The 25,490-nt window shown below is 40.9% G+C and carries 21 protein-coding genes; 14 read left to right on the top strand and 7 right to left on the bottom strand.

Annotated elements, in window-relative coordinates; translation table 11 throughout:
• Positions 1-130: 130 nt before the first annotated feature.
• Positions 131-1,792: an IS1182 family transposase gene (locus tag VYM24_RS12940; RefSeq protein ID WP_330941218.1), complete on the top strand. Its 1,662-nt coding sequence runs from the start codon at positions 131-133 to the stop codon at positions 1,790-1,792.
• 76 nt (positions 1,793-1,868) lie between these two features.
• Here the strand turns inward: VYM24_RS12940 and VYM24_RS12935 are convergent, their stop codons facing one another.
• From VYM24_RS12935 to dinB, 3 genes are all read right to left on the bottom strand, one after another.
• The gene (locus tag VYM24_RS12935; RefSeq protein ID WP_299089884.1) at positions 1,869-2,243 is read right to left on the bottom strand and encodes a YccF domain-containing protein; all 375 of its coding nucleotides are present in this window, start codon (positions 2,241-2,243) and stop codon (positions 1,869-1,871) included.
• A gap of 42 nt (positions 2,244-2,285) precedes the next feature.
• Positions 2,286-4,214 (bottom strand): heparinase II/III family protein, encoded by a 1,929-nt coding sequence (locus tag VYM24_RS12930; RefSeq protein ID WP_330940207.1) that lies wholly within the window; start codon positions 4,212-4,214, stop codon positions 2,286-2,288.
• A gap of 130 nt (positions 4,215-4,344) precedes the next feature.
• Positions 4,345-5,439, bottom strand: coding sequence for a DNA polymerase IV (gene dinB, locus VYM24_RS12925; RefSeq protein ID WP_425286663.1), 1,095 nt, complete (start codon positions 5,437-5,439; stop codon positions 4,345-4,347).
• Positions 5,440-5,484: 45 nt separating this feature from the next.
• Between dinB and VYM24_RS12920 the strand changes: the two genes are divergently transcribed.
• Positions 5,485-7,353 (top strand): recombinase family protein, encoded by a 1,869-nt coding sequence (locus tag VYM24_RS12920; RefSeq protein ID WP_195209888.1) that lies wholly within the window; start codon positions 5,485-5,487, stop codon positions 7,351-7,353.
• A gap of 64 nt (positions 7,354-7,417) precedes the next feature.
• Positions 7,418-7,789: a hypothetical protein gene (locus VYM24_RS12915; protein WP_138298706.1), complete on the top strand. Its 372-nt coding sequence runs from the start codon at positions 7,418-7,420 to the stop codon at positions 7,787-7,789.
• A gap of 47 nt (positions 7,790-7,836) precedes the next feature.
• Here the strand turns inward: VYM24_RS12915 and VYM24_RS12910 are convergent, their stop codons facing one another.
• A complete protein-coding gene (locus tag VYM24_RS12910) occupies positions 7,837-8,493 on the bottom strand; it encodes a recombinase family protein (protein ID WP_138298707.1) in 657 nt (218 codons plus the stop codon).
• A 326-nt stretch (positions 8,494-8,819) separates the two neighbouring features.
• On the opposite strand from VYM24_RS12910, the gene VYM24_RS12905 reads away from it, so the two are divergent.
• Entirely contained in the window at positions 8,820-9,572 is a 753-nt protein-coding gene (locus tag VYM24_RS12905; protein WP_138298708.1) for a hypothetical protein, read from the top strand.
• Between the two features lie 350 nt (positions 9,573-9,922).
• Here the strand turns inward: VYM24_RS12905 and VYM24_RS25410 are convergent, their stop codons facing one another.
• Positions 9,923-10,144, bottom strand: coding sequence for a helix-turn-helix domain-containing protein (locus tag VYM24_RS25410; RefSeq protein ID WP_138298709.1), 222 nt, complete (start codon positions 10,142-10,144; stop codon positions 9,923-9,925).
• A 92-nt stretch (positions 10,145-10,236) separates the two neighbouring features.
• Here VYM24_RS25410 and VYM24_RS12900 point away from each other — a divergent pair, with 92 nt between their 5' ends.
• Positions 10,237-10,542 (top strand): hypothetical protein, encoded by a 306-nt coding sequence (locus VYM24_RS12900; protein ID WP_138298710.1) that lies wholly within the window; start codon positions 10,237-10,239, stop codon positions 10,540-10,542.
• Between the two features lie 5 nt (positions 10,543-10,547).
• Positions 10,548-11,042 carry a zinc ribbon domain-containing protein gene (locus VYM24_RS12895; RefSeq protein WP_138298711.1) on the top strand — a complete coding sequence of 165 codons (495 nt, stop codon included), beginning with the start codon at positions 10,548-10,550 and terminating at the stop codon, positions 11,040-11,042.
• A gap of 335 nt (positions 11,043-11,377) precedes the next feature.
• Here VYM24_RS12895 and VYM24_RS12890 read toward each other — a convergent pair whose 3' ends face one another.
• On the bottom strand, positions 11,378-11,707 hold the full coding sequence (locus tag VYM24_RS12890) for a PAS domain-containing protein (protein ID WP_022209564.1): 330 nt from the start codon (positions 11,705-11,707) through the stop codon (positions 11,378-11,380).
• Positions 11,708-11,974: 267 nt separating this feature from the next.
• Between VYM24_RS12890 and VYM24_RS12885 the strand changes: the two genes are divergently transcribed.
• The 8 genes from VYM24_RS12885 (at position 11,975) to VYM24_RS12850 (ending at position 24,093) form a co-directional block, all read left to right on the top strand.
• Positions 11,975-13,570: a DUF6377 domain-containing protein gene (locus tag VYM24_RS12885; protein WP_330940205.1), complete on the top strand. Its 1,596-nt coding sequence runs from the start codon at positions 11,975-11,977 to the stop codon at positions 13,568-13,570.
• Positions 13,571-13,773: 203 nt separating this feature from the next.
• Positions 13,774-16,788: a SusC/RagA family TonB-linked outer membrane protein gene (locus tag VYM24_RS12880; RefSeq protein WP_299089891.1), complete on the top strand. Its 3,015-nt coding sequence runs from the start codon at positions 13,774-13,776 to the stop codon at positions 16,786-16,788.
• 28 nt (positions 16,789-16,816) lie between these two features.
• Positions 16,817-18,547, top strand: a complete 1,731-nt coding sequence (locus tag VYM24_RS12875; RefSeq protein WP_330940204.1) for a RagB/SusD family nutrient uptake outer membrane protein — start codon at positions 16,817-16,819, stop codon at positions 18,545-18,547.
• A 172-nt stretch (positions 18,548-18,719) separates the two neighbouring features.
• The gene (locus VYM24_RS12870) at positions 18,720-19,961 is read left to right on the top strand and encodes a DUF5116 domain-containing protein (protein ID WP_330940203.1); all 1,242 of its coding nucleotides are present in this window, start codon (positions 18,720-18,722) and stop codon (positions 19,959-19,961) included.
• 18 nt (positions 19,962-19,979) lie between these two features.
• Entirely contained in the window at positions 19,980-21,380 is a 1,401-nt protein-coding gene (locus tag VYM24_RS12865; protein WP_330940202.1) for an alpha-galactosidase, read from the top strand.
• Positions 21,381-21,643: 263 nt separating this feature from the next.
• Positions 21,644-21,850, top strand: a complete 207-nt coding sequence (locus tag VYM24_RS12860) for a CBM35 domain-containing protein (RefSeq protein WP_330940201.1) — start codon at positions 21,644-21,646, stop codon at positions 21,848-21,850.
• Positions 21,851-21,877: 27 nt separating this feature from the next.
• Complete coding sequence (locus VYM24_RS12855) at positions 21,878-22,069, top strand: carbohydrate-binding protein (RefSeq protein WP_330940200.1); 192 nt, start codon at positions 21,878-21,880, stop codon at positions 22,067-22,069.
• A complete protein-coding gene (locus VYM24_RS12850) occupies positions 22,066-24,093 on the top strand; it encodes a glycoside hydrolase family 97 protein (RefSeq protein WP_330940199.1) in 2,028 nt (675 codons plus the stop codon). Before VYM24_RS12855 ends, VYM24_RS12850 begins: the two co-directional genes overlap by 4 nt.
• On the opposite strand, the gene VYM24_RS12845 is transcribed toward VYM24_RS12850, so the two are convergent.
• A complete protein-coding gene (locus VYM24_RS12845; RefSeq protein ID WP_291554739.1) occupies positions 24,047-25,396 on the bottom strand; it encodes an MATE family efflux transporter in 1,350 nt (449 codons plus the stop codon). The genes VYM24_RS12850 and VYM24_RS12845 overlap by 47 nt on opposite strands.
• Between the last annotated feature and the right edge of the window lie 94 nt (positions 25,397-25,490).

The following is a 25,490-nucleotide window of genomic DNA, read 5'->3' as shown; positions in this document are numbered from 1 at the left end:
AAATAAAATGAATGGAGGTTGTGTCAAAATGCTGGCACAACCTTTTTTATGCGCAAAGCCCGGACTTTCCCAAGCCCAGGCTTTGTTATTACCCAAAGTTTATGTAACTTTAGGCATCATTTTTTTCGTTATGGCAAAGTTACATTTTCGTCCTTACATTCCCAACCAAACCGTTCTTTTTCCACAAAGAATTGATGAAAACATAGCTGCGGACGACCCTGTCCGCATAGTCAATGCAGTTGTTGATAATCTCAATCTTGATAATTTCAAGAAGCTTTATAAAGAAACGGGGCGCTCAGCTTATCATCCTAAAATGATGCTTAAGGTAATTATCTACGCTTACATGAATAATATCTATTCCTGTCGTAAAATAGAGAAGCTTCTTTTGCGTGACATTCATTATATCTGGCTTGCCGGTCATGAGCATCCGGATTTCATAACCATCAACCGTTTCCGTAACCGTGTAAAGGAGGAGATTAACAACGTTTTCACGCAGTTGGTTCTTGTCCTTGCCGATAAGGGTTTCATCAGTCTTGACGTGGAGTATATCGACGGTACCAAGATTGAGTCCAAGGCCAACAAATATACTTTTGTCTGGCGCAAGACAGTCGAAAAGAACCGTACAAGGTTGCTGAATAAGGTTCGCATCCTTCTGGAGCAGGTGGATGAAGCCATTGTACAGGAGAACTCTGTGAAAGACACATCCGTTGAGTTGACTCCCTCCATGCTCTCTAATATAGTGGATGAACTCAAAGAAGTGCTGGAACACCAGCCTGTAACACAGGACAAGGAACAAAAGAAAGCTCTGCGTGAAAAGAAGAAACAGGTCAGGGAACTTGAAGGGTATCGTGACAAGCTGATGGAATACGACAATCACCTTGAAGTCCTTGGAGAACGTAATTCCTATTCCAAGACCGATCCTGATGCTACATTCATGCGTATGAAAGAAGACGCCATGAAGAACGGGCAGACCAAGCCCGGGTATAATTTACAAACAGGTACTGAAAACCAATTCATCATAGACTTCCGGCTGTTTCCCAACCCCACCGATACGCTGACCCTGATCCCTTTCTTCCACTCCTTCCAGCACCGCTATAACCGCTTACCGGGTATCGGTGTGGCAGACTCCGGTTACGGCTCGGAAGAAAATTACCGGTTCATGCAGGAAAACGGGATAGAGGCCTTTGTCAAGTACAACTACTTCCATAAAGAGCAGCGTCCCCGTTATACTCCCAACACGTTCCATGCGGAAAGTCTCCATTACAATGCGGGGGAGGATTATTACGTTTGTCCGATGGGGCAACACATGAACCGCATAGGAACCAGACATGACAAAACAGCGAGCGGATACATCACCGAAAGTGCCCGGTACAAAGCACAAAGATGCGAAGGTTGTCCTTTGCATGGAAGTTGTTTTAAAGCACGGGGGAACCGTATTATAGAAGTCAACCACCGGTTAAACCAATACAAACGGCAGGCACGGGAAAGGTTAGTCTCAGAAGAAGGAGTCAGGTATAGGGGCAGGCGGTGTATAGAACCGGAAGCTGTTTTCGGACAAATGAAATACAACATGGCATACAAGAGGTTCCGGCATGTGGGAGAAGACAAGGTGACAATGGACTTTGCCTTCTTTGCCATAGCTTTTAATATCAAAAAGATGTGTGCAAAACTGAGAAAAACAGGAAAGGAGCTCATTACACTTACTAAATCTATATTTATTGGACTATTTATAACCCGATACAACGGGAATATAGCAACTTGTTACCAAATGAATGAGAAAAAAGCGGCGTAGACAAAAGAAAAGATAACAGGACTATAAATTATAGAAAAAGGTTGTGCCAACGTTTTGACACAACCTCTTTCTTTTATCAGTCGCTTACAATGTCTTTTCCAAAAGGCGTCAAAGCCAATCCTGCCAGTTTGAAATGCTGTAGTCCGAAGGGGATACCAATAATGGTGATGCACAGCAGCACACCGAATGCCAAATGAGAAAGGCAAATCCAGATACCTCCCAGAAATATCCACAACACATTCATCAGTATATACAGGCAACCAGCCGAACGTTCGCCACTCCGCACCGTTTTACCGAAAGGCCATAATGCAAGTGAAGCCATTTTCAGAGTTTGCATACCGAACGGAATACCGATAATGGTAATCATCATCAATAAACTGGCTACAAGGTATTCTATAGCGGTAAAAATACCTCCGAACACCAGCCATAATAAATTCATAAAACATCCCATAATTTTGCGTTTCTTGGATTCTAATACGCAAATATAGTTTTTTTATTTAATAACAAACTTATACTTACCCGTTAATTGCGCATCTTTATCTTTCAGGGCAATACGGTAAATCTCCGGCCCCCAAACATTGGAAAGACGTGTATCAGGCAAATTGATCGTTTCAACGGTTGCTATGAATTCACCGGGATATTCCAAAGTTACTTTCTGTCCCTGTACATCTATCGTCACCTTTCCGGGCACGGAAATATCCACCTTTCCCCAAGTAAGGAAATTCACCTGATTAGGTTCTCTCGCTGATTTCAAGGAGAAGTTATCGGTAATCGTCAGTTGCTTATCGCCTAATGAATAGGAACGTGTCCAGTTATTTACCTCGGCTTCTTTCGGATAAGCAGTCGCAATGTTCGCTGAGAAGAAACGTTTCTTCGGTTGGCAGACAACATCCGTAGCCTTATAATTCTGACCGAAACTCTGGGGTACTCCGTTTATCATCGGCAGGTTATGGTAATTACTTTGCATGGTCCAGATGGTATAACGTTCGTTACTGAATGTCTGGCGTGTATAAGTCCCTACCCCCGCATCAATCAGTACAGGTATCGTATTGACATACAATGAAAATGTGCCTACATCATTATGATTATGACTTTCATTATTGAATCCGCCCTTCGTAGCCAGAAACCAGCCGGACTTATTGGTCAGATAGCAGAATTCCGTTTCAGGATACCAGGTACAAGCAGGTATGGTATGGGCAGCAGTCGTCCTTTCCAGTTCTCCATTCCATAATATGGACTGCAAGGAGCGGAAAGTGTCATTGCCCAAAGGCACAGAAGGACGCTTACCATCCAACAGATAAGCTGCAAACTGCATCATTTCCTCACTGCCGACCGCACGACCATAACGGTAAATCAACGGTGCATCGCCTCCACCCTTGGCAGAAGCATCCGCAAAGTTCACTACCCAACCGTTTCCTACATACGTACGACTGATATATTCTCCCATCCGGCGAATCATCGGTTCCTTGAAAAGAGATACTTTTCCGGCTGTTCCATCCGAAAGTATCTGGAGATAATCATACATTTTCCCGGCTGCATGTCCCCAATAAGAAGGACCTTCTTCACAAGCACCATCGGCCTTCACAAAATTGATGAACTTGTCTACCGACTGCATGCTGCGCCAAACAGCCTTTGCCAGGCGATCACGGTCATTCTCTAATAAAAGATAGCATTGCAATACATTGGAGTTACACCATGGATTCCAGTTATTGATAATCATTCCCGGTTTCCATTGGAAAGCCATCCACCATTCCCGGTCATTGTTCATATAAGGATCGAGAATACGTTCCTGCAAAGTATGACGCAAGCGCTGAGAAATTACAGGATCTATTTTATCGAAAGAATCATGGAAGAAGTAATATACCCACGACAACATGGAACCGAAGTTTCCCGAACCCAGATCAATCACCTGTTCGCGATAATCGGGCAAAGAGCGTTTGGTGCTCTGGCGTACCAGATGGGCAGAAAGTACCCAGGAAGTCATCTCGCAACTATAAAATGCTCCATTTATCAGTTGGTCGATAAACCGTCCTTTTCCTTCGGCAAGTTCGGCAAGCATCAGGACGTTGATTGCTTTCCGGTTGGCCTCATAGGGATTTTGCATAATATTTCGTTCACCGCTGCGTTCATATTCCAGGTAATCGGTAGCACGGATTACTTTCCATTCGTAATTAAGCATTTTCTCTCCGGCACGAATCAGGTTTTCTTTATTGGTACCCAGCAATTCGTCCCAGCCGGCACGATCGGTATAAGCAGGATAAGGTACCCACTTCTGATTCATCACTAATACCTCTTTCAGTTGCTCTTCACTACCGGCAGCTTTTTGCAAAAGATTTCGTTCTGTATATGCATGTGCGGAAATACCTGCTACAACAAGCAGGCAGAAAGAAAGGAAAATACGGAAAAGCGTGTTCTTCTTCATGATATTTAAAAGTTAGATTATCTGTTATATGATGAGGCAAAAGTACACAAGTTCCGCCAAAACAGTGTACCTGATTATCCGTAGTTGGGTACAAAATCATCCATTTGTATATCGGTTTAATAAACCAAGTTCATTTCCAATCACTAAACTCAAAACTCAACTGTTCCCAAACGCCCTTCTCCTCTGTCTCTTCCCGCGGATTAGAAACAGAGAGACCTATCAGGCGGATAGGATGGTGTTCATAATCCACTTCTTTCAGTAATTGTTTGGCCAAGGGAAGAATCACATCAAGAGTAATTAATTCTTTGGACTGCGTAATACTACGGGTTATCTGGTTGAAATCATGAAATTTGATTTTCAGCGTCAGTGTGTTTCCTTTAAAATCCTTATGTTCCAGACGACCTACCAGTTCCACCGCAGTATGATATAGCTCGATGATAACCGATGAACGTTGCGAGATATCTTTCTCCAATGTATGTTCACAGCCGATAGATTTACGAATACGCACCGACTCCACCGGACGAAGATCAATACCTCTTGCACAATCATAATACGATGAACCGACTTTTCCGAACTCACGCAGTAATATGGCCTGTGAACAGGCTCGCAACTGTTCTCCATTGTGAATCCCCAATGAATGCATCTTCTTTGCCGTCACCGGGCCTACGCCCCAGAAACTCTCGATGGGAAGATGAGCTATAAAATCCAGTGCCTGGTCAGGGTGGATGGTACACAGCCCATCCGGCTTGCGATAGTCCGAAGCAATCTTTGCCAGGAACTTATTATAAGATATACCGGCGGATGCTACAAGATTAAGTTCTTTCCGTATCTTTTGTTTGATTTCCTTGGCAATATCCACCGCCAATGGAATGCCGGGTTTATTCTCCGTCACATCAAGGAAAGCCTCATCCAACGAAAGCGGCTCAATAATATCCGTATATTCATGAAAAATTTCATGTATCTGGCGGGAAACATCCTTATACACCTCCATCCGTCCGGGCACAAAGATAAGTTGCGGACAAAGCCGCTTTGCTTTCGTGGATGGCATGGCCGAACGAACTCCAAAGCGACGCGCCTCATAACTGGCAGCTGCCACTACACCACGTTCTTCGGCATAACCCACTGCAATAGGTTTTCCGCGCAACTCTGGATTATCACGCTGTTCTACAGATGCGTAAAACGCATCCATATCTATATGTATTATCTTTTTCAAATAACCTTTTATATTTTTTGCTATATTTGCAGATGTAATTATAAACACAAAGATAATATGAAAGCTGCAATTTACATCAGAATAAGTACTAAAAAACAAAATACAGATAGGCAATATGAGGAACTAAAATCTTATGCTAATAGTATGGGATATACAATTGTAGAAAGTTATGAAGACCAAATATCAGGCTTTAAAGATGAAGAAGAACGCCATGATTTAAATAGATTAAAAGAAGATGCAAAAACAGAAAAATTTGATATAATACTATTTTCCGAGTTATCACGATTATCACGAAAGACTACAAATATATTGGAGCTTATTTCATATTTCAGAGATGATTGCAAAAAGAGTTTATATTTTCAAAAACAAAATCTCAATGTCACAACAGATAAAAGTGATTTAGGTTCTGAATTGCAACTAAATATTTTAGCAACTATAGGAAGTTATGAAATAGAATTATCAACAGAAAGACAAATGGGCGGAAAAATACAAAAGGTAAAAAAACAATGTTGGACACATGGAAGCCGCCCATACGGATATAATATAGATGAAAATAAATATCTTCATATTAATGAAGAAGAAGCTACTGTTATAAGAGAAATATATGCTTATTATTTAAACAATATGACTTCTGTACAAATAGCACATTTATTAAATTCACGCAATATATATGCACCTGCAACAAAGAATAAGAAACAAAATTTATGGCATCCAAATTCAGTTTGTCAGATATTACGTGCAAAAAGAAATATAGGTATATTTGAGGCAACATATCATGAGCCTGACCCTAAGAATAAAGATAAAATAAGAAAAAGGAAAAATAGAAAGATAGTTGAAGAAATTAAATATACTAATAAAGCATTAGCTATAGTTAGTGATGATATTTTTTATAGTGCTAATGAAAAGATAGATAAAAATATAAAGAATAAAGATACAGCAAAAAAAAATATATCATTATTAAAAGGTTTACTTACTTGCGGGCATTGTGGAAGTAATTTCTTTTATAAGAAATCAGGAAGAGACAAAGATTTTTCTTATGTATGTTACGGCTCACGATATTCATTTTCAATTGGAAAAAAGAAATGTATCAATCCAATAACAATTAATGCACCAAAAATGGACGGATTGATTATATATATGGCAAAATCTCGATTATTAATGAGAAGACTTATAGAAAATAGTGATATTAATATTAAATCAAAAGAAGAGCAATTGCAGAAAAATGAAGAAATAATATTATTGCAAAATCTATCAATAAAGAAAATTAATGAGGAATTTAATCAATACATAAAAAAAGCTATTAAATATGGTATTGATGATAATATAACCGAAAAAGAACATCAACGTATAAAAAAACAAATAAGGCAAATTGAAGGAAATATAGAACGTATCAAAAAAGAGAATTATTCATTAAATAAGCAGATTAAAATATTATCAAAGGATAAATGTATAACTGATGAAATGTATAATGGGATGCAGCTAAATGAAATGAAAGAACTATTTGAAGAATATATTGAAAAAATAGTATTATATAATACTACGCAATGGGTAATAGTAAATGTATGCTATTTTGATGGAAGTAATGAGTTTTCATTTTTGAGAAAAAGTGCAAGAGCTAATGAATTACTTCATTATAATACAATTATACAAAGTGTTATAAGTGAAAAGCAATATATAATGTTACTAAGAGATTATTATGATACACTTGAAATAGGAAATAGATATTATTATTATCCATATTATAGCAATATAAATAATGATGTTATCTATGATAAAGAAAGAGAAGTATTTATCAAATTTGGAACAAAAAAAGGAAAAGAAACAACAGAATATACTATTTCTGAATTTATAAAATTCATTTATCCCAAAACCATGAAAGAAGTTACTGCCTATGAATATTATTACCCAAATCAAAAAAATGAATAACATATATACATATATAAAATAATTTACTATATTTGCATCATTACTAACTAAATACTATCATATTATGGCAAATTATCAATTAAAGCGCTATCGAAACAGTGAATATTACGAAAAGTTCTTATCAGAGAATAATTATAATCGTATAGAGTTTGAAAAGAAAGATGAAAAAGAGCAAGCAACTGAGCTTAGAAAATTCTTCAAAGTGAAAGAATGGAAGTTGAAACGAGAAGAAAAAACTTTTGATGCTTTAAATGTACTTATTATCAAAATAACCAACAGCTCTAAATGTGGTGATAGTGAAAAGATAGAGCTTATTAAAAAAGCTAATGAATTGAAGAAGAAAAAAGATAAACTATTCAAACTAAGTGAGGATATTAAGAGATTGAAGAATGAAATTGAAGACACTGAGAAAAGAATAAAATCTATAATTGAATAATATACTTATAATGGTTACAATAACGAAGGTATTACTATAGTAATACCTTATTTTTTATATCTTTTAATTAACCTACTAACCGCAATAGGAGTAAACAAGCAATTTTTAGACGTTCTAAAATCATTTTGATTTAGATATGATGCGATGTATTGTAATGTCATATTTCGCTCAATTAACGAACTAATAACAGTGTATGCACGCTTATTATTCGTATTATTATCTGCTTTACGTTTTAATGCCTCAGCTGATTTTATGCGCATATCATTTGATATAGTTGCATTAGGAGCACCCAATTTAATACCTTTATCCTTTTTTGCTTTTAATGCAGCTTTTGTACGAGAGCTTATTGTTTCTCTTTCTGATTGTGCAATAGTTGCAAATATTCCTAATGTTAGTGTACTTAATTCAGGTATATCACAGCAATAAAATTTTATATTCGCATCTTTAAGTGCAAAGATAAAAGATACATTACGACTTAATCTATCCAACTTAGCAATTACTAATGTTGCATTATTAACTTTGCAGTAATCAATTGCTTTGCTCAGTTCAATACGGTTATTGCATTTTCCACTTTCCTTTTCTTCATAGGTGTTAATTAACTTACCACCTACACTATTAATATAATTAAGTACAGTATTTCTTTGAGCAACTAATCCCAAATTTTGACGTTTCGTTGATACCCTATAATATGCTACAAATTTCATATATAATACCTTTATTAATGACTATACAAATATAGTATATCATTTATCAAATACCAAACGAACGTATGCAAATTGATAAATATCTAGCTTTAAATAACATTTGATATACTGAGATAATCTATAAGATTGTTTTGTGTTAATGATTATAAATTTAATTGCATATTGATATTTTTTTTAATTTAAGTGTCAAAAAAGTGGTAAGTTTAATGCGTAGGTCGTATATTTGCCATAGTGACAAGAAAATGTATGAAAGGTAGCATTATCAGTTCATACCTTTATACTCTTTAATTGAATCGAACTGATATAACAACTAAATAATAATTGAAATGACTAATATAGATGATAAATTTACACCATGCCCAACAAATCTTATATATCTATTAGATAATGATTGTTTGAAATTGTTTTTGATATTAAGCCAAAAAGAAACCTATTATAAAAATAAAGGAAAGTTAGAAAATGGATATTTTCAATTTGCAATGGATGATATATCTAAATATTTGCAATTGAAAAATAAAAACGATATAAGATGTGTTATTGAAGCGTTGTATTCTAATAAATTGATAGATGTTATATGTACCAAAGTAAAAGGGAGACATATTCCTAATCAATATAAAATTAATTGGGATAAAGTGAATGAATATAATAAATTATCATTGTATGATATTATAGAATTTAAACAATATATCTCCAAATTAGAAAGAGGAAGTAAAACCACTTATGATAAAAAGAATATTGAACAGAATGTAATACAAGATGTGATACAAAATGTATCTACAAATATAGATAATATAGACAATACAGACAATAATACAAATATACTTAAAGATAAAGATAATATAAAGAATGAAATAGATAATATATTTGATATTGAGAGTTATATTAATACTTATTCTGTACCAAAGGATATAAAGTCTTTTGCAAATAATTTAAATAAGAGGGCTATTTCATTTTTGGATAAATATAACTTCAACGAAGAACTAATAGATTATGGAAGAAAATGTATTAATAATAAAATGGAATATCTAAATGAATTTATTGATAGATTTATTATATTAGAACGTGAAAGAGATATATAATCATTCCAACTGTATGTATTTGATTGAAGCCTCAACTATACTTTACGTTGAGGCTTATTTTTCATTGACTGACTTATATGTTCCTTATGTTCTTTACTTAGCTTTCTTCCAATTAGTGATTGCTTTATATGCTTTATGTGTGTTGCAGTCTTCTTTTTACCTCGCAACTTCAAACTAATCTTCTTCTTTGTTATTTCGTTCATATATTCATATATCTTACTATGATAAGTAGTAGATAGGTTCAATATTTACTCCAAAAAATATATAGAAAATTTTTATACATAACCGTATTATAGTAGATAGGTTCATTCTATATTTTATTTAATTTGAGTGGCGGGTTACATTGAATATTATAATCCAATATCATCAAAAAAATGTTGCATTGTAATATTGAAGTATTTACATAAAGTATATAATGTGCTAACTGTTACATTACTTTTTCCACTTTCAATCCTTCCAATATGTATATTAGTATCATTGTACACATCTTCTTGCGTTAAATTATTCATTTCACGCAATTTCTTCAACTCTAAAGCTACTTTACTTATTAATATTTCATTTTTTTCAATCATTTAGCAAAATAGCTGATGTTTTTTTTATCCCACAATGACATATATGTCATTAATTTATTATATTTGCACCATAATCTCAAAATATATCTAATATGGAAGAAAAAAAATGTCCTGAATGCGGAAAAAAAGTTGGAGAAGTTAATACTTGTCCTGAATGTGGTTGCCCATTAAATGTAAATAGTAGTGATACTTCAACAAAGAATGAAGAAGAGCCTCTATTAATAGAATGTCAAGCATGTAAAAAGATGATTTCACGTGATGCAGCTAACTGCCCTAATTGTGGACACCAAACAGAACAGGGATTGAAAAATGAATGGAACAATAACATGGAAGTTGTTCTTAAGGGAATTTTTATACTAATTGGTACAATAATACTATACTTCTTATTTATAAAATAATTAATATGGCACTTATTAAATGTTCAAATTGTAATGCAGATGTGTCTGATAAGGCAATAACTTGTCCTAAATGCAATAAACCAATGAATAATCAAAGACGTGCAGCAATGAAAGGAATACTCCTTTCTATTATGATTTTTGCATTATGCGGTGGCGTATGGATATATGAAAACTATTTCGAATTCGGTAGTGTTGATAGTGCATCTAAAAATGTAAAATATAAAACATTTGTATGTACATCTTCTGATGATGGAGACCATAAAGTAACCTTTTATGATAATACATTTACGTATTATATTAAGCCAAGTTATTCTAATGAATGGATTAAAATTACCAATGGAAGTTATGAAATTAAAGAATTTAGTTCAGAAAAAAAAGATAAAATAGGTATATTTGTTCGGGCTGATAAAGTTTCTAATTTATCATTTTTGATGATAGATTTAAGTGATATGCGCTTCTATTGGGCTGATATGTATATTGGAAAAGCAGAAATAGAATAATATAGTAATTTATAAAGCCAAGTATATAAGTTATATACTTGGCTTTTACTATTTACTAAAAATCAATATACCAAACAACTTCATTTCTACTATTACTACTTAATTAAGCATTATCATTATTATAACAATGATTTAATATCCAATCAATTACAATATATTTTTATCATAATAGTGGACGGAGGTCTCTATTTACTATACTTGCACTTTTAGGCTACATATAACACACTGATTTTAAGACATGTATATAAAAGGCTACTTGATATTGATAATTTGTATGATTTTTCGTTCAGTGCCTTCGCAACACATCATGCATAATCACCTTTCCATTTTACGATTCATTTCCTCACATAGTGGGGCATCTCTCCGGGTATCTCCATGGAAATCTCTACCAGGCCTCCCACCACACCATCCTGTTTCCATGCCGTCTGATAAATCATTTTCCTGACTCCGTTCTTCTCAATGGTATAAGCATTGACACCTCCCGTTTCAAGCAGTTCGCGTATCTTGTCCTGCGATTGCGGGTTATGACAATCAAATAGATTCTTGCCTATCAGATTGCCATGTTTGGCAAACGTGCAGCATGCTTTCTCATTCATATAAAGGATGACTCCTTCTGTGTCACATACGGTTACGGCACAGTTCATTTCATTAGCCCATTCGTACATAGTTATTGTTATAAAGTTACGGTTCATGCCTTTTACTTTTATGACCCAAAGATAATGTTTTTCCCAATGACACTCTTATTGCCTATCAACAAAATCTTTGAAAGACTGAAATCACTCGATTCTCTGATATTATATTGGACTTTACAGATATGCTCTTAATTAATATCAATTCCTATAAATAAGTTAACGACTATTTTTTCTTACTCACAGGTAATATTTAAAATAAATCTCTAAATTTGCGGTACTTTCTTAACCCGCATACATATTATGAAATACCTATTCAGCCTTTTGCTCCTATGCCAGATTATTGGACTGTCCGCCAAAGAACGTGTGGATTCTATACTTTCTGTCCTCGATAGCGAGATAGAACATCGTGAAATCTACTACCAGCAAAAAGAAAAGAAGTTAGAAGACATAAAACGGCAATTCCGATACGTCAAGGATCAACAGGAGAGATACAATCTCTGCAATCGGTTATTCAATGAATATATCACTTATCAATACGATTCAGCTTACTCCTACGCCATACAAACAGAGGAAATATCACATCGCCTGACCGATAAGAACCTATCTATTCAGGCAGATTGCAACCTGTTCTACTGTTACCTTTCCACTGGTTTATTCAAAGAAGCATACGACATGATGCGTTCCATTCATGTTGTAAATGCCCCGGACTCCATTAAGTCGGAATACTATCAGCTCTGTATGAGATTGTATTCCGATATGAGCAGTTACAATGAAGGTACCCCTTTCAATGCTGATTACAACAAGAAAATAACCCTCTACTGTGACTCTGCCCTATTGTATACTCCCGACCACACTTTCTACCACCAGAAGATAGAAGCCTTCAAATTCAGTGTAGGTGACAATGAGAAGAAAATACAGATGTACAAGCAAATGCTGAATGATTACGACGTTTGTCCGCATGAAAAAGCAATCATCTACTCCATGCTGGGACGTATGTACATAGGGATGGGAGATTTTGAACACGCCATTTACTACATGGCGCTATCAGCTATACAGGATATACGCTCGGCTACACGGGAAACGACGGCAAAGAAGGAACTGGCAAGCTATCTGTACGGAAAAGGAGACGTTCTGCGTGCCAGCAAATACATTCAGATTGCATTGGAAGAAACGAACTTCTACAATGCCCGACACCGTAAGATGGAAATAAACACTATACTCCCCATCATTGAAAAGCAACGCCTGACAATGATAGAAGAGCGGAAAAGGGAAGTGACCATCTCATTGGTCGTAATGAGCCTGCTGGCCGTTTCGCTTTTAGTCACCCTGTCCATCATTTATAAACAGATGAAAAAGCTGAGAACGGCCAAACAATCCATTCAGCAGCAATTCAATGAAATATCAGAAGTGAATAGAAAACTGCAAGAGTCCAACGAGATTAAGGACCAATATATCTTCCAATCTCTTTATGGTAAATCCGATTATTTGGACAAAGTAGAGAATCTGCTGAAAAAACAGGATCGTAAATTGAAAGCACGCCAATTCAATGATCTGCAAATCACGCATAAGGAGTTCGATATAAAGTCTGAACGGGAGAATATGTTCTCATCCTTCGACCAGACCTTCCTGAAGCTCTTCCCGAATTTCCTGACGGAATACAATAAATTCTTCCGCCCGGAAGACCAGGTGATTCTGGATGAGGCAGGCAACTTGCCACCAGAGTTGCGCATCTTTGCCCTGATTCGTTTGGGAGTAACCGAGAACGAGCGGATTGCTAAGTTCCTCAACCTATCTATTAATACTATATATGTATATAAAGCACGAGTAAAAGGAAAGACAATTGTGCCGAAAGAAGAGTTCGAAGAATACATTATGCAAATAAAGAAAGGAATTTAGCCACGCAATATCTCTAAAAAGTCTTTAAAACCGACCTTAATTTTCCGTTGAAAGGAGGAATGCATTGATTTGAATATCAACGTATTCCTCCTTTTATCATTCTATATCCCGTCTTCATTGCTTTTTTCTCCCGCCCATCCGAAATACATTTGTCCCAAAGAAAAAATTCATTGAACCTATTAACTCATTTAAATCATTGTACCATGAAAAAGAAAACTAAGATTTATCCTTGGAAAATGTACTTTCATGTACTCCTTGGAATGTTCTTCCTACTCCCTGCATTACTGAATGCCCAAAACACAACCATCAAAGTATCGGGAATAGTGACAGACACCAACAATGAGCCTCTTATCGGCGTATCCGTTGCAGAAAAAGGAACCACCAACGGAGCCATAACTGATGTCGACGGTAAATATTCGCTGACCGTCCGCCCCACAAGTACCCTACGCTTCTCCTTCATCAGCTACAAAACGCAGGAAGTGAAAGTAGACGGGCGTAAGACTATCAATATTCGTATGGAAGACGATGTGCAAGCTCTGAACGAAGTAGTCGTTATCGGATACGGAACGCTGGATAAAAAAGAACTTACTTCTGCCGTATCACACATCTCCAGCAAGGATTTTCTCCATATCAGCAGTCTGGACCCTTCCATGATGATACAGGGAAAAGTGGCCGGTGTATCCGTAACCAACACAGCCGCCGCCGACCCTAACAACCAGGCAAGTATCCAGATTCGCGGTATTTCCTCACGTGCTGCCGGATTGGGTCCGCTGATCGTAATCGACGGCATTCCCGGTGGCAACCTGACGAATATCAATCCCAACGATATCGCCTCCATGGATATTCTAAAAGACGGTGCAGCCTCCGCCATCTACGGTACACGGGGTAGCAACGGCGTAATCGTCATCACCACCAAGAAAGGATCACGCGACGGTAAATTCCATGCCACCTATAATGGTATGCTGACCGCCAGTATTCCTCTGCATGAACTCGACCAACTGACTGCCGAAGAGTTCCGCGAATACCGTGTTCCCAACAATCCGACCAGTGACCTGGGTGGAGCTACCAACTGGATTGACGAGATTACCCGCACCGGTTTCACCCATCAGCACACTGTCACACTGTCCGGCGGTACCAGCCAGAGTAATTACCGCGTCAGTGTGGATTACCGCAATGCGACCGGTATCGATATACGTTCCAGTCGCGAAGAGTATGGTGCACGCGCCTCTATCAACCATACCACTAAAAACGGACTGTTAGATTTCTCCATAAATATCGCACCGCGTATCGCTTACCGTGAAAATTCCTCCTGGGATGCATTCAAGATAGCTATGGACGCCAACCCCACTACCCCACTGTTTGATCCGGAAAACCCGAATCTTTACTCTGACTTCACCGGACAGGAAGCCTTATGGAATCCTGTAGAAGAGCTGAAGCTGGAACAAAATGGTGGTGAAACCAAACTATTGGATTGGGATGCCACCGTGAAACTGAACTTGCTTCCCCTACTCGCCAAAGACGGTCATTCCATTCATTCCCTCAGCACGCAACTGACTTTTGCCGACCAGCAATCGGATAATTTCGACTACTGGTTCCGTCCTTCCACAAGCCGCCTGGCAATGAAGAACGACTATAAAGGAGAAGCCAGCCGCACCTACAGCAAGTACCGCCAGCATAGTCTTGAATGGTTGGGCAACTACGCTATGGAATTGAAAGGACACCGTGCCCGCGCCATGGTAGGCTACTCGTATCAATACTTCCAGAATTCAGGTCTGAATGCCGCCAATAAAGATTTCTCTTCCGACGGACTTCTGTACAACAACCTCGGTTCCGGTGAATGGGCCAAGGAAGAAGGACGCAACGAAATGGGCACCAACAAAAGCGACTCCAAACTGATTGCTTTCTTCGGCCGCCTGAGCTATGACTACAAAAACCGCTACCTGATGACCGCTTCTTTGAGATACGAAGGTTCTTCCCGCTTCGGAGATGACAATAAATGGGGTTACTTCCCCGCCGTATCTGCCGGCTGGCGTATCAGTGAAGAGGCTTTCATGAAAGACATCACATGGATTGACGACCTGAAAATACGTGGTGACTACGGTGTAACCGGCAATCAGGATTTCGGCAATTACCTGTCCTTGTCTACCATGAGTAGTTTCGGCAGTTACTACTACAACGGCCAGTACTTCACCGTATGGGGTGCAGGCAAGAATCCTAATCCGGGGCTGAAATGGGAAAAAGGTAAAAACTGGAACATCGGCGTGGACTTCAGTCTGTTTAAAGGAATATTGAGCGGTTCGGTCAATTACTACAACCGTAAACAACAAGATTTGCTGGGCGACTACAATGTACCCGTTCCTCCCTACTTGTTCTCTACCACTTTTGTCAATGTAGGTACCATGCGCAACACCGGTATCGAAGTCGACCTGAATATCCAGGCGGTGAAGATGAAAGATTTCAGCTATACCGTCAATCTGGTAGGCGCCACCAATGAGAACAAGTTCCTCAAATTCTCCAACAACGAGTTCACCGGACAAAATTATTACGACCTGGCGAATATGGAAAGTCCAAATCAACCGGGCAAGTTGCAACGCATAGAAGAAGGACAACGCCTGGGTAATTATTACACCTGGAAGTATGCCGGTATTGATGCCGATGGCGACTGGGTAGTATGGAACAAAGACAATACGGAGATGATTAAAATATCCGATGCCAAAGAAGAAGACAAACGGGTAACCGGTAACGGACTTCCCAAATTCACAGCCTCCATGACCAATACCTTAACGTATAAGAACTGGGGATTAACCATCTTCCTTCGCGGTGCTTTCGGCTTCGACCTCTTCAATGTACACGACTTCTACTGGGGCATTCCCAGTATGCAAAGCAATGTACTGAAAAAGGCATATACCAAGAATGCGGCCATTAAGAAAGGTAAGAATGTGCTGACCGACTATTTCATAGAACGCGGCGACTATGTGAAGCTCGATATGGTAACCCTGAGCTACACTTTCCCGATCAACAACAAGTGGCTGGACAGTGCCCGCCTCTACGTCACCGGAAAGAATCTTGCTACCATTACAGGTTTCAACGGTGTAGATCCTTCGACTTACCAGACCAACGGATTGACTCCGGGTGTGAACCTGAACGGTACGGAAGGTACCCGCCGGTACTATCCCTCCACTACACAGGTCATGTTCGGTGTTCAATTAGACTTCTAAATGTATAACCTTAAAAAACAATAGAAATATGAAACTCAAGAATATATTAACCGGTTCGCTGGCAGGAGTATTGCTCCTCGGCTCCCTCAGCGCATGCACCGACCTTACGGAAACGGTATACGACCAAATCATGTCTACCAACTATTACAATACAAAGGATGATATTATCAAAGCCACATTCCGCCCCTTCGAACATGGATTCTACAGCATCGGGCCACGCCAGGTGTTGCAGGAGTGCTGTGCCGATCAACTGGGTACCTGGGCACGCGATGGCTGGTGGTATGACAATGCCAAATGGCAGTACCTGCACTACCACACCTGGGCTGCCGACAATGAATCCATCAAAAGTGAATGGGAAAACTGTTTCACCGGAATCATGCAGGCCAATTCCGTCATAGATGACCTGCAAAAGCTGGACCCTGCCAAATTCAACATGTCACAGTCGGAGATGGATAACTTCATCGCACAGAACAAGGCTTTACGTGCATGGTTCTACATCCGTCTGTTGGATGCTTTCCGCAATGTACCGTTAGCTGTCAGCCTGGACCAAAGCAAGAATTCCGTCGGACAAGTGACGCCGCAGGAACTGTTCAACTTTATCGAAACGGAACTGAAAACATCTATCGAAGCACTACCAGCCAAGAACGGTAATGCCGGCAACGGGATAGCACAAGGGCAATGGACCAAAGCCGGTGCAGCCGCATTGTTAGTGCGCCTCTATCTGAACGCGGAGAAATGGATCGGAACTTCTAAATATACGGAATGCGCCACATACGCCCAAAACATTCTGGACGGTGACTATGGCTTCTACGAACTGGGAAAGACCTGGGACGAAGTATTCGACTGGACAAACGACCGATGCAACGAAACCATCTTTGCTTTCCCGTCGTCCTACGGGCGTAGTTACTGGCACTATACGGGCGATACATACTGGTGGGCCGTCCCTGTCAATGCACGTTTCTACTTCGGCGCTTTCAAGCAAGGAGACTTCAATACCAAATATGCCTTGCAACCCAGTCTCGACCTGAATAATAATGAATATAACTTCAAACTCGGCAAGTTTGTCAGCAAATTCAAGAAATATCCGAAAGATTATCGCCTGACCATGTACCGGAATCTGGGCAACAGTACCCGTGAAGGTATGTTCCTTTATGGCTACCTGCCCTATATTGCCGATGACGGTACCCAAAAGAAAGTGACTTCTCCCGTAGGAGGATATGAAATCTACATCCGCGACCAGGTAGGAGTATTTCACGAACTCGCTCCGGATCAACTTCCCGCCGACCGCACTTCAAACATGAATACCGGCGACCATAACTCCGGATGGCATTTTGTGAAGTATCCCATCTACAGCGACGAAGACGCAGGGAAGCGCGAAGCCGATTACAATGAAATTCGTCTGGCGGAAATCTACTACTCATTGGCGGAATGTAAGTTCAAAGCAAACGATGTGGACGGAGCTGCCCAATTGCTGAATGCCGTGCGTAAACGTAACTATCCGCAAGATACATGGGCAGAATACCTGTACAAGCCCGAAGGTGCAGTAACCCTGACGCAAGATGAGCTTTACGATGAATGGGGACGTGAATTCCTTGCCGAAGGACGCCGCCGCACCGATCTTATCCGCTGGGGATTGTACTGTACGGAAGAATGGTGGGACAAGAAACCCGATGCAGATTCACACTGGGATATCTTCCCTATCCCACGGGATATGATGGGAGCCGACCACACGCTTGAGCAGAACCCGGGTTACAATTAGAATGAGCATACCTCAGTATATGACTCGACATATCATCAATACGGATGATGAATACCATCAATACGGATGATGATATAATAACCCATAGGAACAGCATAGTTTAGTTACGCTGTTTCCCGTGCAAAGTCTATCACCGAAGTTATTTAATCACATAACAAATAATAAGATTATCATGAAGAAAGTAATAAATAAACTCATTTTCATCTTCCTCCTCCTCCCCCTACTGATCGGATGTGAGAAAGATAAAGAAATCGTTGTAGTGGAACCCGTAGAGAACTACAGGCAATTGTACGGGCTCGGCACCATCTTCAGTTGGGACTCCAATGCTCCCACCGAACTGAAGCTGACTGAACCAAATACATTCACCATAGATAAAGTTATCAAATACTCCGAAGAGAACAAGCAATTCAAGTTCATCCTTGAAAAAGGCGATTGGGACAAAGTACGTTACCTGGTACCCACCTCGACAGATGACGGCACCGCCGTAAAAGTCATCACTCCCGGAGAATACGACATGCTGATGTGTTCCGAAATGACAGGCGACCTGCGCGACCACTTTTGGGGAATACCCGAAGGAAGCGACGGTACCTACCGGATTACAGTGAACGTAAAGAAGCTGAAACTAACCCTCGAAAAAATCAGTGACGAAACCGAAGAACCGGAACCGGAGATAAAGACGATTTATGGTTTGGGAAGTGCTTTCGGATGGGATTCGGGCAGCGCAACCGGATTAGTACCCGACCCACTGTATGCCAATGTATATAAGGCAGAAGTAAACCTGGTTTATAGTGAAGAAAACAAGCAATTCAAGTTCATCCTCGAAAAGGGAGACTGGGATAAAGTCAATTATCTGGTACCCGAAAGCGTGGATTACAACGGAAATGTCAAGATTGTGACACCCGGCGAATACCCCATGTTTAAATGTTCAGAAATGGAAGGAAACCTGCGCGACCATTTTTGGGGAATACCCGAAGGAGCGGACGGGAAGTATATACTAACCGTAAACACCGAAACCATGATTCTGAAAGTTGAAAAGGTTGTAAAAACCATCTACGGCTTGGGTACCGCTTTCGGCTGGGATTCGGGTAATCCGACCGGACTTATACCTTCCCCGGATGAAGAGGATACCTATACGGCGGAAGTCGACTTGAATTACAGTGACGAAAACAAGCAGTTCAAATTCTGCCTTGAAAAGGGAGACTGGGATAAAGTCAATTATCTGGTGCCCGAAAGCGTGGATTACAACGAAAATGTCAAGATTGTGACACCCGGCGAATACCCCATGTTTAAATGTTCAGAAATGGAAGGCAACCTGCGCGACCATTTTTGGGGAATATCCGAAGGAAGCGACGGAAAGTACAAACTGACAGTCAATACGAAGACCCTGAAACTCAAAGTTGAAAAAATCAATTAACCTCAAAACATGATTGCCATGAACTATACAAAATGGATACTCGGACTCGCAACCATCTTCTTGTCATTTTGTCCTCACTCCTCCGTAGCCCGTGACAGTCCCTTCACCCGTCACGGCACGGGACCCAGATACTGGATTGCCTACGAAGAGTGTTTTGTAACCAACGTTCCTCTCAGTGAGGAACGCTGGAAAGCAAATATCGACTGGATGGAGAAGACTTTCAAGCCCTACGGTTACGACATGATCTGCAACGACGGATGGATAGAAGCTGCACAAACCGTCAATGAGAACGGCTATATCACCAAGTACAACAGTGACTGGAAAAACGGTTTCAGCTACTGGGCCCGATACCTGCAAGAACGGGACATGAAGATGGGAGTCTATTACAACCCCATGTGGCTGACCCGTGCCGCCTATGAACAGAACCTGCCTGTAAAAGGAACTTCTTACCATACCCGAGACATTGTGGGATACAAATCGTTCAACGATCCTCTGTATTGGGTGGATGTGGATAAACCGGGATCCAAAGAATGGATTCAGAATTATGTCCGCTATTTCAAGGAAATGGGCGTCACCTATCTTCGCATAGATTTCCTGGAAAACTATGAAACCAACTACGGCACCCGCCGCTACGAACAAGCATTGGCATGGATTGCCGAAGCCGCCGGAGATGATCTTTTCCTCAGTCTTGTGATGCCTCACTGTTATAATCATGCCAAGACCGAATTGAAGTACGGGGATATGATACGCATTGATGATGATTGCTTCGACGGTGACTGGGACTTTGTCAGCAATCGCCGCCGCGGACAGCAGAAAGACCACTGGCCGCAATTCGGCAATGCTTTCGACGGATTCATTGGTTTTGCCGATGTCGGTGCACGAGGGCAAATGATACTGGACGGTGACTTTATGCGTATGAATAAACTGGCAAATGACAACGAACGCCGTTTCCTTTTCTCGCTGATGATTATGGGAGGTTCCGCACTTGCCATTGCCGACCAGTATGATACGATTGGAGATCACGCCTGGGTTTACCAGAATCCGGAAATGAACGAATTGAACAGTCTCGGCTTTGCCGCCAAACCATTGAGTTACGACTTTCGGGATGCTGCGAACAGTTCCCGCTGGATCGGCCAGTTGCCTAACGGAGATTGGGTGGTAGGATTATTCAACCGGGAAAGTACTCCACAGACACGCAGCATTGACTTCCATCATGAACTGGGCATTGAAGACGGGCAAGCCGTCAATGTGAGGGATTTATGGGAACGCAAAGACCTGGGAGGCATGTCGGGAACATACACCGTAGAATTGCGACCCCACGAATGTAAAGTAATCCGTATTCAACACAATACCCTGAAAATAGAAGCAGAAACAGCTTCCGTAAGGGGTGGAGCAAAAGCGGAAAAATGTAGTAAATGATAATTTAGCGGGTGAAAGAATTGGTACGCGGACGACGCGGATGAGGCGGACGAATGCGGACTTTAATCTTTTAGACGCGGATGACACGGATGACGCGGATTTTTAAAGCTGCGCTATACATACCGGCATATCACACCGAAGGAAAAAAGAATCCGCGTCATCCGTGTCATCCGTGTCTGAAAGATTACTTGCACGCCGAAGGAGAACCTTGCTCCAGCGCTACGCTGGTAAATTATCATTTACAGAATAAATCTCCATCAATAATGAAACTATATAATCTATTACTGATAGCCTCCTGTCTCCTGTTATCCTGCAAGGAATCCGACTCCGGGCAGGATAACGATGGCAACCAAGAGAACACTTACAGTGGTGCCGGCTACGTCACAGGACTTGAAAACTCCGGCGCCAATGTACTCTTTGCAGTGGAAGTTCCCCAAGCGGGGGACTATCCGCTGGAAATCAGATATTGAAATACAGGAACAACAGACGCAGCGGCTTTGATTATCGTCAATGATGTAGCGATAGAGAAATTGTTGCAACTTCCTGTACAGGCTGACAAAACAGCCTGGCAAACCGCGGAGACAGAAATATCCCTACAAAACGGCATTAATTATATAATCATTCAGAACAGTACGTCCAAAGGCGGATACTTTGAACTGGACTATATAAAAATAAGAAAGAAATCATGAAAAGACTTCCTTATTATTCCCTGATATGGGTAAGCTTTATCGTTTTCCTCTGCACAGGTTGCCATCCGGCATCGCAACTCTCTGTAAGTTCTCCCGATGGTAATCTCTGCCTGCATGTAAAAACAGAAAACGGAAAACTCTATTATGAACTCTCACGAAATGGAAAGCCTATACTCGATAAGTCACGCCTCGGGTTTATCCTGAAAGAAGATACACTTGCTGACCATCTGGAAATAACAGAAGCTCTTCATCATTCATTCGGTGGGACATGGGAACAAATCTGGGGAGAAGACCGGATTGTGGAAAACAACTATCATGAGATGACCATCCATGTACAGGAAACATCCGCACACAAACGAAAATTCAATGTTGTGTTCCGGCTGTTCAATGACGGGTTCGGCTTCCGCTACGAATTTCCGGAACAGGAAGCATTAAAAGACTTTGTGATCATGGATGAACTTACAGAGTTTGCATTGACCGATGATCATAAAGCCTGGTCCATACCTTACGAAGCACATTTTTATGAAGCACTCTACGAGGCAGCTCCTGTCAGTAAACTCGGTTGGGTAAGCACACCGCTCACTATGGAAACCAATGACGGACTTTTCCTGAGTATCCATGAAGCCAATCTGACAGATTATGCAGCCATGAATCTTATCCCTAAAGAAGGTAGTACGACCCTGAAAGCCAATCTCACTCCATGGTCTACGGGAGAAAAGGTTTTTATGAAAGCTCCCGGTGTCACTCCCTGGCGCACGATGATTGTTGCTGAAAGCGCAGGTGATTTACTCCTGTCACGCCTTATGCTGAATCTGAACGAGCCTTGCCGCATTCAGGATACATCCTGGATACAACCCGGAAGATACATTGGAATCTGGTGGACTTACCACATGCATAAACACACCTGGCACACAGGCCCACGCCACGGCGCTACCACTGCCAATGCACTGCGGCATATAGACTTTGCCGCCCGACACGGTTTTCAGGGAGTACTTATTGAAGGTTGGAACAAAGGTTGGGATACTTATCATTTCAACTTTACCGAACCGTATCCTGACTTTGACCTGAAACAGATCACCGACTATGCCGCTTCCAAAGGCGTGACGCTTATCGGCCATCATGAAACGGACGGCTGGGTATCTGATTATGAAAACCAAATAGAAGCAGCCTTCAATTTATATAAAGATCACGGCGTGCAAATAATCAAAACAGGCTATGTAGGCAAACTACTGGATGGCAAAGAGCGACACAGCAGCCAGTTCGGTATACGCCACTACCGGAAAGTTATTGAACTGGCAGCCGACAAGCATATTATGATTGACAATCACGAACCCGTGATGCCCACCGGACTGCAACGTACCTTCCCCAATCTGATGACACAAGAAGGTGTACGAGGGCAGGAATGGGATGCCTGGGACAAAGATGGCGGCAATCCTCCCGTACACACTACCACCATTCCCTTCACCCGTGGGCTGGCAGGTCCCATGGATTTCACCCCCGGCACTTTCCGCTTCGAAAATCCGGTGTTGCCTCAGACGCGTGTACAAACAACGCTTGCCAAACAATTGGCTTTATCCGTTGTGTTATACAGTCCCCTGCAAATGGCCTCCGATGAAATAGAAAACTACGAACGGAACCCTGAACCGTTTTCATTCATCACCGCCTGCCCTACTACTTGGGAACAAACCATAATACCCGAAGCAAAAATAGGCGAATATGTGACGATTGCCCGTAAAGAACGTGGAAGCAGCGGACGTTGGTTCATAGGAAGCATTACTAATGAACAACCTCGGGAGATACAACTCCCCCTCTCCTTTCTGGATAAAGGAAAACGATATAAGGCTGTTATCTACAGAGATGGAGATAAGGCTGATTATCGTACCAACCCGTATCCGGTGATAATAGAAGAACAGGAAGTAACCGGTGAATCGACCCTGCAAATAGCACAGGCACCGGGAGGAGGCACGGGAATTATACTCACTGTTCTCTCCTCATCCGGAGCAACCTCCGATATACAAAAATAAATGCCGGCACCAGGAACAGGACAGCCGCAATCCATGCCGTCGGATCACCGAAGCAGACCGCGAGATAGCCGAAAGCGGGCACTGCATAAAGACTGACCAACACACGTGCTATCATTTCGGAAACTCCGGAAAGCATAGCAAGATTGGTATATCCCGCTCCCTGAATGGTATATCGCAGAATACAAAGCAGTCCCAAGACTGGGAAGAAGGACACGGAAATATGCAGGAACAACTCCGTGTCCTTCAATATTTCCAGTTCAGACGCTTCCACAAAAAGCAAGGCAAACGTACGTGCCCCCAGCATCAATATGCAGAACGTAAATGCCCAATAAATAATCATCATTAATGCACTTGCCTTCACTCCCATCCAGATGCGTTCGGGCTTGCCCGCACCATAATTCTGTCCGGTATAGGTAGCCATAGCAATGCCCAGACTTTCAAGCGGACACATAAAGAACATCTTGATGCGCATGGCAGCGGTAAAAGCGGCTACACAAGCAGTTCCCAATGCATTGTTGGCACTTTGCAACATAATGCTTCCGATAGCGGTAATCGAAAATTGTAATCCCATAGGTACACCGATATACATCAGTGTCCGTGCCAAGGCACCATTGAACTTCCGTTCATCCGGTGTTCCCCGCAATATATCAAAACGGCGCATCATGTATCCATAGCACAACACAGCCGATACACCTTGTGAAAAGACCGTAGCGATGGCGGCTCCCGCCACTCCCCAATCCAATACCAGGATACAGAACAAGTCGAGCAGGATATTAAGTATAGTAGAAAACAACAGAAACCAGAAAGGCGTCTTGCTATCGCCCAAAGCACGAATGATGCTGGACAGCAAATTATAAAAGAAAGTACAGGGAACTCCGATAAACGTTATCAATAAATAATAGTAGGCATCCTGGAATATGATATCCGGTGTACGCATCATCAGCAGAATATCCCCACACAGAATACTCGTAACTACCGCAATCATCACCGACATCACCGCTGCCAGTTGCAAACTGACCGATACATAACGACGCATCGTACTGTAATCCCGCGCTCCGAACTTCTGTGCCACAGGAATGCCGAAACCTCCACAACACCCATTGCAGAAACCAAGAATAAGGAAAACGACCGAAGTACTTGCTCCAACCGAGGCCAGTGCGTTAATACCCAAGAATTTACCCACGATTGCCGCGTCTACCAGAGAGTATGTCTGTTGTAGCAGGTTTCCCATCAACAGAGGCATAGTGAAATTGAATATCAACGGCAATGCGCGTCCTGCCGTCATTTCTCTTGATGTTGCCATAAATTAATCCTCTGAAAATTGCACGCAAAGGTAGGAAAAGATAAGATTACAGGAATTGACAAACGTCAAAAATATGCTTCGCCATGAAAAGAAT

It is taken from the genome of Bacteroides sp. MSB163, from assembly GCF_036416795.1.
Lineage (GTDB): Bacteria > Bacteroidota > Bacteroidia > Bacteroidales > Bacteroidaceae > Bacteroides > Bacteroides maternus.
The sequence above is the reverse complement of the archived record's forward strand: the minus strand, read 5'-3'. Positions and strand labels throughout refer to the sequence as shown.